Raw genomic sequence first — 15,908 nt, forward strand, 5'->3', positions numbered from 1 at the left:
GATAAATTCGAGCATTATTGTAAGAAAAAGAAAATGTTTATTCGCGAAACAAGGAAAAAAAGAGAATGAGGTTAAGCAACTTTTTCAAATCTTTGTAAGTTGCCCGCTACAATGCCACAGTAACTCCTGAAAACTGGTCTTCTCCTCTCAGCAAAGTTCAGCAAAATTCAACGAGGGACAGAGATGAGCTATTCAGAGCCAGAAAAATTCATCTGACAAAATCACCAAAAAAATTTTGCAGATTTGTTTTTTATAAAAGCTATTACTTAAGAAAAATTACATATTATTTTCGTACTATAGCTATTGACTATCAAGGGGGGTCGTAAAAAAATAAAATGCAGTTGTCGGTTATATTTTAAAAGGCTGAAATTATTTAACTTTTTAAATTGGTAAATGTTGTCACCCTTGGTTAGGGAAAGGAATGTTTCACATGAAAGAAATGTTAAGCAGCACGACAAGACGGCGGATTACGCTATTAAATCTTCTCTTTGTTATGCTAGATAAAATTGATTTAGAGAGTTTGGCTCAACGGCTAAAGACTTCTAAAAAGACTGTCCTGACAGATATTGAATACTTTCAAGAGAATTGGCCAGAGATTGTGTCAATTGATTACAATACCACCACGGGAATCAGTTTAACAGAGGCTAAGAATCAAACGGTCCAGACAATTTATACGGATTTTTTACAGGAGTCTTTAGAGTTTCAACTACTGGAGGGGATTTTCTTCAATCCAAATCAAAGCGGCAAATATTGGGAGGATCAGCTCTTTATCAGCACCTCCAGTTTGTATCGCATGAGTCTACGGATGGAAAAAGCCTTAAAAGCTCATGGGATTCGGCTGCAAAAAAATCCTTATACGCTAGTTGCTGCCGATGAAAATCAGTTTCGCAACTTTTTTAAAGTTTATTTTTCAGAAGCCTATGGAGTCAAAAAATGGCCCTTTGAATTCATGCAAAGTCAGCTTCTCAAACTCGTTCGTCAGATTTCCGCTGATTTTGAGGTCGAGGTCAATGAAATCCAGGTCTATGATTATAGCTTTCGTTTAGCTATTCTGTTGGTGAGAACCCAACAAGGTCATACTGCACTCCACAAGTACAGTCCCGAAGATGTCGGTTTAACTGACTATCAAAAGCTTTTTGACTTTTATATTCAACAGTTACCTAGCGATTATCGCAGCTTTTTTGCCAGTGATACGCCGGGAAGAAACGATTTCATTCAAACAATTCTATGGTGGAAATTTGCTTGGGATAATCAAGAAGAAGCGAATCGGATGCGGCGGGCGGCCAATCATTTAATTGATCAAGTTTCTTTGGAAAATGATATTCCGATTGATGATTTCAGTCGCAATCGTGTGAAAAATAGTTTTATCAGTGCCTATCTCAGTCATAAAATTTATCAAGGGCCCAAATTTATGCTCTACAATCGAGCCTACTTTTCAAGGTTGTCGATTGAGTCTGCTTATCCGTTTTTCTCGTCTGTTTTTAAAAATTGTTTGCAGGAGCTGCAGCGAAGTCATCGAATCTCTTGGATTTCAGATTATCATGATGAAATTTTAGCGAAGATGATGATTCAATGGGAAAATTTACCAATGCTGATTGAAGGGCAGCGGGATACCGTCAAAATCGGAATCTTTAGCGACCTTGGAAAAGTCCACGCCCAATCTTTAGCAAATTTCTTGGGTCGTCTCTTTCTCAATCGGGCCAATATGGAGGTTATGAACAGCGATTATTTTTCAGCGAAAGCCTGTGATGTGCCGGCCTGTGATATTTATGCCGCCAATTATCAAATGTCTAACGTCCCCCCTGAAAAGCTGATTATCTTAGAAGACATTCCCACCTACCGCAGCATTGCTGGTTTACGGATTGAAATTGAAAAACAGCGAAAGGCCAATGTTCAAAAATTGCTACTGAATTATACGACCAATCAAAACGCCCGCTACTCAGCTTAAAAAAAACGAACTGCTAATAGCAAAAGGCTCCCTGTAAAGGAAATCCTCCGATAAAAGCAGTTCGTTTTTTTGTTTACGAGTAAGAGCTATTTTTCCATCACTTTCTTCAAATAATAGCCGGTGTAGCTGTCTTTCGACTTGGCAATTTTTTCCGGACTACCGGTGGCTAAAATTGTGCCGCCGCCATCGCCGCCTTCTGGACCCAAGTCAATGATGTAATCAGCTGATTTGATAACATCTAGATTATGTTCAATCACTAAGACTGTATTGCCGGCGTCCACTAGTCTTTGTAAAACCTGTAGCAAGCGGGCAATATCGTCGGTATGCAGGCCGGTAGTTGGTTCGTCTAAAATATAAAAATTCTTGCCGTTTGAAATTCGGTGCAGCTCACTGGCCAATTTCATCCGTTGGGCTTCCCCGCCGGATAAAGTTGTAGCTGGTTGTCCCAAAGTCACATAGCCTAGACCAACATCCAGAATGGTTTGCAGCTTCCGGTGAATTTTAGGAATATGTTGGAAGAATTCAACCGCCTCTTCAACAGTCATCTCTAAAATTTCAGCAATATTTTTCCCTTTGTAGTGCACTTCTAACGTTTCAGAATTATAACGTTTGCCATGGCAGACTTCACAAGGGACGTAAACATCTGGTAGAAAATGCATTTCAATTTTAATAATTCCATCGCCCCGACAAGCTTCACAGCGGCCACCTTTGACATTAAAGGAGAAGCGGCCCTTTTTATAGCCCCGGACTTTGGCTTCATTGGTTTTCGCAAATAAATCCCGGATATCATCAAAGACACTGGTATAAGTCGCCGGATTACTCCGAGGCGTGCGACCAATTGGACTTTGGTCGATGTCGACAATTTTTTCAATCGTTTCGTAGCCTGAAATCGTTTTGTATTTGCCGGGCTTATTAGTATTACGGTTAATTTTTTGCGCCAAAGCCTTTTTCAAAATTTGATTGACTAAGGTTGATTTGCCTGAACCTGAAACCCCAGTCACTGCTGTAAATGTTGCTAACGGAAAGTCCACGCTTAAGTTCTTCAAATTATTTTCAGCTGCACCGGTAATCCGGATTTTGCCGCCGTTACCTTTACGGCGATTCTTCGGCACGGCAATTTCTTTGTCGCCAGATAAATACTGTCCAGTGATAGACTCATGATTTTTAGCAACCTCCGCCGGTGTACCCGCTGCGACAATTTGACCGCCTTGTTCCCCAGCGCCGGGACCGACATCAATTAAATAATCGGCTGCCATCATCGTATCTTCGTCATGTTCAACGACAATTAAGGTATTGCCTAAATCTCGCATTTTTTTAAGAGAATCAATCAGGCGGTTATTGTCCCGCTGATGCAAACCAATGGAAGGCTCATCCAAGATATAAAGCACTCCGGACAAATTGGAGCCGATTTGCGTCGCCAAACGAATCCGTTGCGCTTCCCCGCCGGATAAGGTGCCGGCAGCTCGACTTAAGGTTAAATAATCCAAGCCAACATTTTTTAAGAAAGTCAGCCGATCGTCGACTTCCTTTAAAATCGGTTTAGCAATCATCACCTCTTGCTCACTGAGGGTTAAGCCTTGGGCGAAGTCTAAAATTTTTGTTACCGACAGTTCGCTGATTTCACCAATATTTTTTTGATTAACCTTCACCGACAATGCCTGTGGATTTAAGCGATAGCCTTTACAAGATTGACAAGCTAATTCCGTCATATACAGCCGCATTTGATTGCGGGTGAAATCACTGGCAGTTTGTTCATAACGCCGAGAAATATTCCGCAGAATACCTTCAAATGGCATTTCCACATCCCGCACGCCGCCAAACTCATTTTCATAATGGAAATGGAACATGTCATCACCAGAGCCGTTTAAAATAATATCCCGGTGTTCTTCTGGCAAATCTTTGTAGGGCATGTCTAAGTCAATGCCAAAGCCCTCTGCTGCTTGGGCTAGCATCTCCGGATAATACTGCGAGCTGATTGGGTTCCACGGTAAAATGGCCCCTTCCCGTAAAGTTTTATCTTGATCAGGAATCACTAAGTCAATATCGACTTCCAATTTCATCCCTAGTCCGTCACATTCAGGGCAGGCTCCAAAAGGCGCATTAAATGAAAACAAGCGGGGCTCCAATTCGCCTACGGTAAAGCCACAGTAAGGACAAGAATAATGTTCGCTGAAGAGAATTTCTTTTTCGCCAATCACATCCACCACCGCGTAGCCATCTGCTAAACGCAACGCTGCTTCAAAGGAATCAAACAGACGGGAGCGAATACCTTCTTTAATAACAATCCGGTCAATTACGATTTCAATATTGTGTTTCTTATTTTTTTCTAATTCGGGAACTTCGCTGACATCATAGTTTTCGCCGTTAACACGAACCCGCACATAGCCTTCTCTTTGAATCATTTCGAAAACTTTTTTATGCTGGCCTTTTTTGCCGTGCACAACCGGCGCCAAAATTTGAATCCGCGACCGTTCCGGCAATTCCAACACTTGATCGACCATCTGTTCAACTGATTGGCTAGTGATTTCCGTTCCATCATTAGGACAAATCGGATGACCAATTCGAGCATATAAGAGCCGTAAATAGTCATTAATTTCTGTGACCGTGCCGACCGTTGAACGAGGATTCTTGCTGGTGGTTTTTTGGTCAATCGAAATTGAAGGACTCAAGCCATCAATGCTATCGACATCCGGTTTATCCATTTGACCTAAAAACTGCCGTGCGTAAGAAGATAAACTTTCGACATAGCGGCGCTGCCCCTCAGCATAAAGAGTATCAAAGGCTAAGGAACTCTTCCCTGAACCAGAAAGACCGGTGACCACCACCAATTTATCTCGGGGAATCGTTACGTCGATATTTTTTAAATTATGGGCGCGGGCGCCGTGGATGACAATTTTATCATTTGCCATAGTATCACTTCTCCATTTCCAAAAATTCCTGCAAAGCATCTTCATCATTGTAGCACTCATCAGAAAAAAATTTTAATTTCTGAACTTAACTAGTTGCGACTGTTTGACACGCAAAAAACAATCCGACACAGAAGGCAGGCGCAACGTTTCCTCCTATGTCGGCGGCGCGTATTTATTCGCCAGCTTTAATCTCCAGAATCGTATCCCGCAGATTGGCGGCTGTTTCAAAATCAAGAGCCTTAGCAGCATCCTTCATTTCTTTTTCGAGTTTCAATAAGAACATTTCCCGTTCTTCTTTATTCATATCCGCTAGAGAAACGGACGTATCATAACCCGTCACCTCTTCAGCGACCTTCGTGATAGCAATTAAATCACGAATTTCTTTAATAATTGTTTTCGGCTCAATTCCGTGCTCGACATTATAAGCCTCTTGAATGCTACGACGGCGAGCCGTTTCATCAATCGCCCGCTGCATGGAATCCGTCATCTTATCGGCGTACATAATCACTTTACCTTCAGAGTTACGGGCAGCCCGGCCAATCGTTTGCACCAACGACCGCTCACTCCGCAGGAAGCCTTCCTTATCCGCATCTAAAATGGCAACTAAGGAGACCTCTGGGACATCCAGTCCTTCTCTTAGTAAGTTGATTCCCACCAGCACGTCAAATTCCCCTAAGCGCAAATCACGAATGATCTCTGTCCGTTCCAAGGTTTTAATATCGCTGTGAAGATATTTCACCTTGATACCCATTTCTTTAAAGTAGTCGGTTAAATCCTCAGACATTTTTTTCGTCAGTGTCGTGACAAAGACCCGTTCATTTTTCTCAACTCGCTCATTGATTTCACCAACTAGGTCATCAATCTGACCCATAATCGGCCGCACTTCAATTACTGGATCTAATAAACCGGTCGGCCGAATAATTTGCTGGATTACTGTATCGGTTTGTTCCGCTTCATAAGGTCCCGGCGTCGCCGAAACATAAACGATTTGATTGACATGTTCTTCAAATTCTTCTAAACGTAATGGCCGATTATCTAAAGCTGAAGGTAAACGGAAGCCGTAGTCCACTAACATTTGTTTGCGGGCCCGGTCGCCGTTGTACATACCGCGAATCTGCGGCATCGTCACGTGGGACTCGTCAATCACGATGAGAAAATCATCCGGGAAGAAGTCGATTAAAGTATATGGTGGCTCTCCTTCTTTACGACCGTCCATATGGCGGGAATAATTTTCAATTCCCGAAGTGTAACCCATCTCTAACATCATTTCGATATCATAATTGGTTCGCTGTTCTAAGCGTTGGGCTTCTAATAACTTATTTTCACTCCGTAAAATCGCTAAGCGGTCCGCCAATTCATCTTTAATTTGATTGACTGCTACCTGCATATGTTCTTCATTGGTAACGAAGTGAGTTGCCGGGAAGATTGCCACGTGTTCAGTATCGGCTAAAATTTCGCCGGTTAATGCATCGACTTCACGAATCCGTTCAATCTCATCACCGAAAAATTCAATCCGCAACGCCCGTTCATCTCTTGAGGCTGGGAAAATTTCCACAACATCTCCTCTAACTCGAAAACGACCCCGCTGAAAATCAATATCGTTGCGTTCAAATTGAATATCTACTAAGTTCGTCAAAAGCTGATTGCGTTCCAGCTCCATTCCAACTCGTAAGGAAACAACCTGTTGGCTATATTCAATCGGTGAACCTAAACCAAAAATACAAGAAACTGACGCAACAACAATCACATCATTTCTTTCCAGTAAAGAGCTGGTGGCCGAATGCCGCAGCTTATCAATTTCATCATTGATGCTGGCATCTTTTTCAATATAAGTGTCACTTGAGGGCACATAGGCTTCCGGTTGATAATAATCATAGTAGCTGACAAAATATTCCACGGCATTGTCAGGGAAAAATTCTTTAAACTCGCCGTATAATTGGCCCGCCAAAGTTTTATTGTGGGCAATAATTAAGGTGGGCTTATTGGTTTCCTTGATTAAATTAGAAATTGTATAGGTCTTGCCGGTCCCGGTCGCCCCTAAAAGAACTTGGGCTTTCTTTCCATCAATAATGCCTTCAGTTAATTGGCTGATTGCTTCAGGCTGATCGCCAGCCGGTTGATATTTTGACACCAAATTAAACTGACGGGAGGTATCTCGCTCCAACATTTTTCTGCCTCCTCAAAATAGAAATTTTCACTGGAAATAGTATATCATAGCGAACATACTTTCGCCATTTTTAAGCTATGATTTTTAAGAAAAAACCCTCAGTCTTACGAAAAAATTTCAAGTTTGAAAATTTTCTGGAATCAGCGACTTTTTTTTTTGTTAAAAATAGCATATAATTTTTCAGATGTAGAAATTTTGGAGGTTAGACATGAAAAGAAAAAAATATTTATTGAGTTTCGTTATGTTGCTGTTGGCGTTGGGAGCTTTTTTGGGCGGAACAACGGCAAAAGCTGCCAGCAATCATTATCAAATCGGCACAGATATCACCTTCCCGCCCTTTGAATTTCAAAATGACTCAGGCGATTATGTCGGTATTGATATTGAACTACTGGCAGCCATTGCCGAAGAAGAAGATTTCACTTATGATTTGAGACCTATGGGGTTTGATCCTTCTGTTCAAGGTGTGCAAGCCGGTCAGTTGGATGGCATGATCGCTGGTATGAGCGTTACCGAAGAACGTCAGCAGGTTTTTGATTTTTCCGATACATATTTTGACAGTGGTATTCAAATGGCCGTTTTAGGGAATGATGACGAGATTACCGGGTACGAAGATTTAAACGGAAAAGTCGTCGGTGCTAAAATTGGAACCCAAAGCGCAACTTTCTTAGAAAATAATGCCGATGAATATGGCTATTCAATCAAGCTCTATGATGCCTCTGATGCTTTATACGGAGCAATCAACAATGGCACGCTGCAGGCAATTTTTGATGATTATCCAGTGTTAGGCTATGCTATTGCAAACGGGCAAGATTTTAAACTTGTTGGCGATCGTCAAGAAAGTAATTCCTATGCTTTCGCCGTTAAAAAAGGCGAAAATCAAGAGTTGCTGACAATGTTCAATGAAGGCTTAGCGAAATTAAAAGCTAGCGGCGAATACGATGAAATTGTTGCCAACTACATCTCAACCGGTGAAGATGGCGAAGTAGATGTCGCAACCTCAGGTACTACGGCGGATGAGTCAACTTTATGGGGTTTAATTCAAAATAACTATCCGGCCCTTTTAAAGGGCTTGGGGCAAACAATTTGGTTAGCAATTGTTTCCTTCGCCTTAGCGATGATTGTCGGCATTATTATCGGCTTGTTCAGTGTTTCGCCGGTTAAACCTTTAAGAATGTTTGCCGGTGTCTATGTTGATATTATTCGCGGTATTCCAATGATGGTTTTGGCTTACTTTATTTTCTTCGGCCTGCCTTTCACCATTCCAGATTTTATCGCCGGCATTATCACCCTGACTTTAAACGCCAGTGCTTATATTGCGGAAATTGTTCGTGGCGGAATTAATGCGGTGCCGATTGGTCAAATGGAGGCCTCCCGCAGTCTAGGTTTACCTTATACGCGAACCATGCAAAAAATTATTTTGCCGCAGGCGATTCGGATTATGATTCCTTCCTTCGTCAATCAGTTTGTCATCTCATTAAAGGATACGACGATTATTTCTGTTATCGGCGTCATCGAATTGCTACAAACTGGTAAAATTATCGTTGCCCGTAACGGTCAAGGTGGTCGGGTTTACTTTATCATCGCTGTGATGTACTTGATTGTGATTACCGCCTTAACCAAATTAGCAAAACGTCTAGAGAAGAAGGTGTAAACAATGGCAGAAAAAATTCTAGTGAAAAATTTAATCAAAAAATACGGTGAAAATACTGTTCTCAATGATATTAATGTTGCGATTGCAGAAGGCGACGTGGTCTGCGTCATCGGTCCTTCAGGCTCAGGAAAAAGTACATTCCTCCGCTGTTTGAATCGCCTTGAAGAAGCAACGAGTGGCGATATCGTGATTGATGGCACCCATCTGTTGGATAAGGATACCAATATCAATTTAGTGCGCCAGCATATCGGTATGGTTTTTCAGCATTTTAATTTATTTCCCCATTTGACGGTGCTGCAAAATATTATTTTAGCTCCAACTGATGTCAAAAAAGAAACCAAAGCAGAGGCAGAAAAACGGGCCTTAAAATTATTGGAAACGGTCGGCTTGTCTGATAAAAAAGACGTGTATCCTGACAGCTTATCCGGTGGTCAAAAACAACGGGTGGCGATTGCCCGGGCCTTAGCCATGAAGCCGGACATTATGCTCTTCGATGAACCGACCTCAGCACTAGATCCGGAAATGGTTGGTGATGTTTTAAATGTTATGAAGAAATTAGCCAAGCAAGGAATGACTATGGTGATTGTTACCCACGAAATGGGCTTTGCCAAAGAGGTAGCGAATCGCGTGATGTTTATCGACGGCGGCAACTTTTTAGAAGACGGTACACCGCAACAAATCTTCGAAAATCCGCAAAATGAACGGACCAAAGATTTCTTAGATAAAGTTTTAAATATTTAATTTAAAAGGGCGAGCTTTTGCAGAAAAGTTAAGCACCCGAACGATAATAAAAAGCGCTTGAGGTCCTGTCGGTCCTCGGGCGCTTCTTTTATAAAACAATTTATATGATAGTTTTCTTTGCAGTCTGTTAAGCTTTTGAATATTTTTTGACGCCTGCTTCTTGACGGCGGTTAAGATAGCCCAACACCAGCTTGGTAATCTCCATTGAAAAGGTGGCAACGACTGCTAACGCAATACAAAAACCAACCTGTAGCAAACTGAAATCAGTCGGAATATCAAAGACTTCCCGAATTCCTGGCAATAAAGTTACGCTATATAAAACAGCGCAGAGGCTCATCGCTAACACGACCATTTTATTTGAAAAGAAGCCAACCTGCCAAGAGGTTTGAATATTGGAACGGGCCGCTAAAGTTTGGAAAGTCCGGCTCCAGATTAGCGTTGAAAAGGCCATCGCCACACCCACCCCTTCTGAATATTGCATTCCGATATATTGAGCAATAATCACAGCCAATCCAATTAAAATTCCTCGATAGGCCACTGAGACAAAAGTCTTGCCGCTTAAAATGCCGGCATTAGGGTCTCTGGGTGCCCGCTTCATAACATCTGGCTCCGCTTTTTCCGTTCCTAATGCAATCGCCGGCAGAGAATCATTAATTAAGTTGATAAAAAGCAGCTGAATAGCTGTAAAGGGATTGCTCCAATCCATAATTAAGGCAAAAAGAATGGCAATAATTGCCCCTAAATTACCGGCAAACAGATACGCAATCGCCTTTTTCAAATTGTCAAAGACGTTGCGCCCGACTTTGACCGCTTTAATAATGGAAGCAAAATTATCATCCGCTAAAACCATGGCGGCTGCATCTTTTGCTACATCTGTTCCAGTTCCCATGGCAATGCCAATGTCTGCCTGCTTTAAAGCCGGTGCATCATTGACACCGTCGCCGGTCATCGCCGAAATATTTCCTTTAGACTGCCACGCTTTGATAATTCGAATTTTATTTTCTGGTGACACCCGACCATAAACAGTCACCGTATCTAAAATTTCCATCAAAGCATCCTCAGATAACTCATCTAATTCAGTCCCCGTTAAGGCAGTGTCATTCTCTGAGAAAATGCCGATTTCTTTGGCAATTGCCACGGCTGTCGTTTTGTGGTCGCCAGTAATCATAATTGTTTTCAAACCAGCAGACTTGGCGTCTTTGACTGCTTGATAGACTTCTTTTCGTGGTGGATCAATCATCGCCAGCAGCCCCACCAAAATCAATTCATTTTCATCTTCTAAGGTGATTTCGGTATGATTAATTGGCTTAAAGGCAAAGGCTAAGACCCGCAATGCTCGTTTAGAAAATTTTTCGTTTTGCTGCTGTAATTGTTTTTGCAAATCAGCAGTTAAAGGCTGCACCTGACCGTTCAATAAAATTTTACTTGAGCGGCCGAAAACAATATCTGGTCCACCCTTGACTAAAAGTAAATCCTGACCGTCAATCTGATGGAGTGTCGACATTAATTTTCTAGCAGAATCAAAGGGCAATTCACCTTTGCGGGGATATCTTTTTCGCAAATCAGCAGCCGACAATGCTAGCTTCTGACTAAAATCTACTAAGGCAATCTCTGTTGGATCACCTAATTTTTGGCCGGCCTCGGTAATAATGGCATCATTAGTCAAAGTAGAAATTTGCAATAAGCGTTCTTCATCGACTGTCCAGTTTTGCGAATCCTTGGTAAATTCGCCAGTTTTGCCGACGGGTAAATAAAAGTCGACCACCGTCATTTTATTTTGGGTTAAGGTTCCGGTTTTATCTGTGGCAATAATACTCGTGGAACCTAATGTTTCTACGGCTGCCAGCTTGCGGATAATTGCATTTTCCTTGGCCATCTTCTTTGTGCCCAAAGACAAGACAATCGTGACAATCGATTGTAACGCCTCAGGAATGGCGGCTACTGCCACTGCCACCGCGAACATAAACGCATTGACAATATCTTCTGTGGCAACCCCAGCGTTATCGCCGAAAAATAACCGAGCTAGTTGAATTCCTAAAATTGTCAGCGATAAAACTAAAATCCAGATACTTAATTTTTTACTGAAACGATCTAAGCCTCGTTGTAAAGGCGTCTTACTTTCCGTGGTATTTTCCAATAGGGCTGCTACTTGACCAATCTCAGTAGCTCCAGCGGTCGCTGTTACTAAAAATTTTCCTCGACCATTCGTGATAATTGTGCCACTGAAAACCATATTATCTTGATCGCCGATAGCAACTTTATCAGCTAAAGTTCCCACCATTTTTTCAGCAGGCACGGATTCTCCCGTTAGCATCCCTTCGTCAACTTTTAAACTGTTTTCCTCAATCAAACGGCCATCCGCCGGAATATAATCACCGGCCTCCAGATTAACAATGTCACCGACAACAATTTTATTGGCGGGAACTTGTTCTTCTTTACCATCCCGTAACACACTGGCCACAGGCGCCGAAAGTTTTTTCAGAGCCTCCAGTGAACCTTCCGCTTTTTTTGCTTGAATGACACTGACTAAAGAGTTCAGCATTAAGACAGCGAAGATAACAATCGCTTCGATATGGGCGCCCATCGAGACCTGTACGAAGGAAACAATCAGTAAAACAATCACCATCGCATCTTTAAAGGTTTCTAAAAATAACTTGATAACCGATTTTTTCGGCGCTTCCGGTAGTTGGTTCAAGCCATCTTTGGCGAGCCGTTCTGCCGCCTCTTGATTGGTTAAGCCAGTGGGATTCGTCGCTAATGTCTCATATAAATTTGTTATTTCCTCTTGATAAGCTGTTTTTTTCAATTGTTTCCTCCAAATTTTTTATTGAAATAGCTCCTTAGAGACAAAAAGAGACTTAAGACAAACCAAATAGGTTTATCTTAAGTCTCATCGTTTCAGGTTAATACCAGCCAAAAAATTTTGACTAACTGTTGATATTACCGCGGCCTTTAACGACCACCGATTACTCCCCTAAGGACGTATTTCTATATTCGTTATCATAACGAAGTTAGTGGCCAAAAGCAACAGATGCAGCCTGTCAACTTTTTTTCAAACACAGAATTTTTGAAGGAATCACTTCAAAAGCTGCTGTGCCGCCAGTTTAATAACGATTCGTGTAAATCATAAGAAATTCTATCTAGAGAAAACAATTTTAAACTTTCTCTCTAACAAAACTTCTTTGAACATTTAATGTAAATTCTTTACAAAATTATTTTTTCTTTTTGCCGCCGCCAAAAGCGTCCTTCATTTTATCGAAGAAGCCCTCTTCCTGCTGCTCGCTGACTTGGGAATCGCCACCAGCATCTGCAAATGCTCGTAACGCTTCTTTTTGCTTGTCGTTTAAGTTTTTCGGTGTAATAATCCGCACCGTCACATGTTGATCACCGTTGGCATTGCCCCGTAATCTCGGCGCTCCCTTGCCTCTTAAACGAAATTCTTTACCAGTTTGAGTGCCGGCGGGAATTTTCATTTTTACATCTCCGTGAACAGTCGGTACTTGGACTTCATCTCCTAAGGCTGCCTGAACAAAGCTCAAAGGCAAATCATAGAAAATTTCGCCGCCGTCGCGATCAAAAATATCACTTTCTTCGACACGGAAGACCACATATAAATCGCCATAAGGTCCGCCATTGGTACCGGCTTCCCCTTGATTTTGCAGACGCATTTGTTGACCGTCTTCTACACCGGCAGGTACGTTCACTTTAACGGAATGGGCTTGCTTTTCATGACCTGAACCATGACAAGTTGGGCATGGTTCTTTAATTTCTTTACCAGTTCCGTGGCAGACATCACAGGTTTGACGACTCATGACCCGGCCTAGTGGTGTTTGGCGTTCAACATTAATTGAACCGGAACCATGACACTTATGACAAGTCACAGGTTGCGTACCTGGCTTAGCACCATTTCCGTTACAAGTGTGACACACTTCTTCACGATTGTATTTGATTTCTTTTTCAGTCCCAAAAATCGCATCTTCAAAAGCTAAATCAACCGTGTATTGTAAATCGGCTCCTTGTCTTGGGGCATTGGGATCGACGCTGCGACCACCGCCGCCAAAGAAAGAATCAAAAATATCTTCAAAACCGCCGAAGCCGCCGCTACTGTAGCTGCCGCCACCGCCGCCACCGCCGCCGAAACCACCAAAGCCACCAAAACCGCCAGCGCCGCCACCATAATTTGGATCAGTTCCTGCGTGACCGTATTGATCGTAGGCTGCTTTTTTCTGAGGATCGCTTAAAATTTCATAGGCTTCAGAAATTTCTTTAAATTTGTCTTCAGCATCCGCTTCTTTATTAATGTCGGGATGGTATTGTTTAGAAAGTTTTCGGTAGGCTTTTTTGATCTCATCATCTGTTGCCCCTTTGGTCAGTCCGAGCACTTCATAATAATCTCTTTTCGTTGCCATCGGCTTCCTCCTTGACGTAAATCTGCTTACAAATCCTTGATTTACGCTTCACTCATTATTTTTCCTGATTGTCTCAATTAAATCCGTCTTACGAATCCAAATTATCATACCATATTTATTAGAGAATCTGAACAGTTTCACCGCATTCTCCTAAAAATATTGGTGGCTCTTAAATAGACGAATACCAATCAAAAAGCCAAAGCAGAAGCTTTGGCTTTTCAAACAACTTAGCAGACTAGCTGCTGGTTAAACATTATTTATTGTCACCGTCAACTTCTTCAAAATCTGCATCGACAACATCATCAGCGCCGCCTTGAGCTGCTTCTGGGTCAGCTTCTGCTTGTTGTTGTGCTGCTTGTTCATAAAGTTTTACTGATAGATTTTGCACGATTTCGTTTAGCGCATCCCGTTTAGTCTTCATTTCTTCAATGTTGTTCGCTTCAACGGCTGCTTTCAATTCATCACGGGCATCTTCCGCTTTTTTGACTTCGTCAGCATCGACTTTGCCTTCAAGCTCCTTCAATGTTTTATCGACTGTGAATAACAAAGCATCGACATCGTTACGTAAATCAACTTCTTCTTTACGAGCTTTATCAGCATCAGCATTTGCTTCAGCATCTTTAACCATCCGTTCGATTTCATCATCAGATAAGCCTGAAGAAGATTTAATCGTGATTGTTTGTTCTTTTTGCGTGCCTAAGTCCTTCGCAGAAACATTTACGATACCATTTTTATCGATATCAAATGAAACTTCGATTTGTGGAATACCACGAGGTGCTGGTGGAATATCCGTTAATTGGAAGCGTCCTAAAGTTTTGTTGTCTGCTGCCATTGGCCGTTCACCCTGCAGGACATGAATATCAACTGCTGGTTGGTTGTCAGCCGCTGTTGAGAAGACTTGTGATTTACTTGTTGGGATTGTTGTATTTCTGTCAATTAATTTAGTGAAGACGCCACCCATTGTTTCAATACCTAATGATAATGGAGTTACGTCTAATAAAACGACATCCTTCACATCACCAGTGATGACACCACCTTGAATGGCAGCCCCCATCGCAACTACTTCATCTGGGTTCACTGATTTATTTGGTTCTTTATTCGTTTCTTTGCGGACTGCTTCAACCACTGCTGGAATCCGAGTTGAACCACCAACCAAAATTACTTCATCAATTTCAGATTGAGATAAGCCAGCATCTTTTAAAGCTTGGCGTACTGGTACTTTGGTTCTTTCAACTAAATCTAAAGTTAATTCATCAAATTTAGCGCGGGTTAAAGTCATTTCCAAGTGCAAAGGTCCAGCGTCGCCAGCTGTGATAAATGGCAAGCTGATTTGTGTGCTAGTCACACCAGATAAATCTTTTTTAGCTTTTTCAGCAGCGTCTTTTAACCGTTGTAAAGCCATTTTATCTTTGCCTAAGTCAATACCGTTTTCTTTTTTGAATTCTGCAACCATGTGGTCGATAATTTTGTTATCAAAGTCATCCCCACCTAGGTGATTGTCACCGGCAGTTGATAATACATCAAAGACGCCATCGCCTAATTCAAGAATGGAAACGTCAAAGGTACCACCACCAAGGTCAAAGACTAAGATTTTTTCATCTTTATCTGTTTTATCTAAACCATAAGCTAAAGCGGCTGCTGTTGGTTCATTGACAATCCGTTCAACTTCTAAACCGGCAATTTTACCAGCGTCTTTCGTTGCTTGACGTTGGGCATCGTTGAAGTATGCAGGAACAGTAATAACAGCTTTTTCAACTTTTTCCCCTAAGTAATCTTCAGCAAAACCTTTGATATATTGTAAAATCATTGCTGAAATTTCTTGTGGTGTATAAGATTTGCCTTCTGCTTCGACTTTGTAGCCAGCTTCACCCATATGACGTTTGATAGAAGCAATTGTGTTGGGATTAGTCACTGCTTGACGTTTTGCTACTTCACCTACTTGAATTTCACCATTTTTAAATGAAACAACAGATGGTGTTGTGCGGTTGCCTTCTGGGTTGGCGATAATTTTTGCTTCGCCGCCTTCAAGAACTGCAACTGCTGAGTTTGTTGTACCTAAGTCAATACCGATAATTTTACTCAT

Annotated in this window: 8 protein-coding genes; 3 read left to right on the forward strand and 5 right to left on the reverse strand. The window is 41.8% G+C overall.

Features of this window, described 5'->3' with window-relative positions:
• Positions 1-430 precede the first annotated feature (430 nt).
• Entirely contained in the window at positions 431-1,948 is a 1,518-nt protein-coding gene (locus ACYSNU_RS08615; RefSeq protein WP_461736774.1) for a helix-turn-helix domain-containing protein, read from the forward strand.
• A gap of 86 nt (positions 1,949-2,034) precedes the next feature.
• Here the strand turns inward: ACYSNU_RS08615 and uvrA are convergent, their stop codons facing one another.
• Complete coding sequence (gene uvrA / locus ACYSNU_RS08620; RefSeq protein WP_461736775.1) at positions 2,035-4,857, reverse strand: excinuclease ABC subunit UvrA; 2,823 nt, start codon at positions 4,855-4,857, stop codon at positions 2,035-2,037.
• 172 nt (positions 4,858-5,029) lie between these two features.
• Positions 5,030-7,024: an excinuclease ABC subunit UvrB gene (uvrB, locus tag ACYSNU_RS08625; RefSeq protein ID WP_461736776.1), complete on the reverse strand. Its 1,995-nt coding sequence runs from the start codon at positions 7,022-7,024 to the stop codon at positions 5,030-5,032.
• Positions 7,025-7,232: 208 nt separating this feature from the next.
• On the opposite strand from uvrB, the gene ACYSNU_RS08630 reads away from it, so the two are divergent.
• On the forward strand, positions 7,233-8,675 hold the full coding sequence (locus ACYSNU_RS08630) for an amino acid ABC transporter substrate-binding protein/permease (protein ID WP_461736778.1): 1,443 nt from the start codon (positions 7,233-7,235) through the stop codon (positions 8,673-8,675).
• Positions 8,676-8,678: 3 nt separating this feature from the next.
• Positions 8,679-9,416 (forward strand): amino acid ABC transporter ATP-binding protein, encoded by a 738-nt coding sequence (locus tag ACYSNU_RS08635; RefSeq protein WP_461736779.1) that lies wholly within the window; start codon positions 8,679-8,681, stop codon positions 9,414-9,416.
• A 127-nt stretch (positions 9,417-9,543) separates the two neighbouring features.
• Here ACYSNU_RS08635 and ACYSNU_RS08640 read toward each other — a convergent pair whose 3' ends face one another.
• The 3 genes from ACYSNU_RS08640 to dnaK all read right to left on the reverse strand — a co-directional run bounded on the left by ACYSNU_RS08640 (position 9,544) and on the right by dnaK (position 15,908).
• Positions 9,544-12,222, reverse strand: coding sequence for a cation-translocating P-type ATPase (locus ACYSNU_RS08640; RefSeq protein WP_461736780.1), 2,679 nt, complete (start codon positions 12,220-12,222; stop codon positions 9,544-9,546).
• 406 nt (positions 12,223-12,628) lie between these two features.
• Positions 12,629-13,825, reverse strand: coding sequence for a molecular chaperone DnaJ (gene dnaJ, locus ACYSNU_RS08645; protein WP_461736781.1), 1,197 nt, complete (start codon positions 13,823-13,825; stop codon positions 12,629-12,631).
• 253 nt (positions 13,826-14,078) lie between these two features.
• Positions 14,079-15,908, reverse strand: coding sequence for a molecular chaperone DnaK (dnaK, locus tag ACYSNU_RS08650; RefSeq protein ID WP_461736783.1), 1,830 nt, complete (start codon positions 15,906-15,908; stop codon positions 14,079-14,081).

The organism is Enterococcus sp. LJL120 (assembly GCF_054871765.1).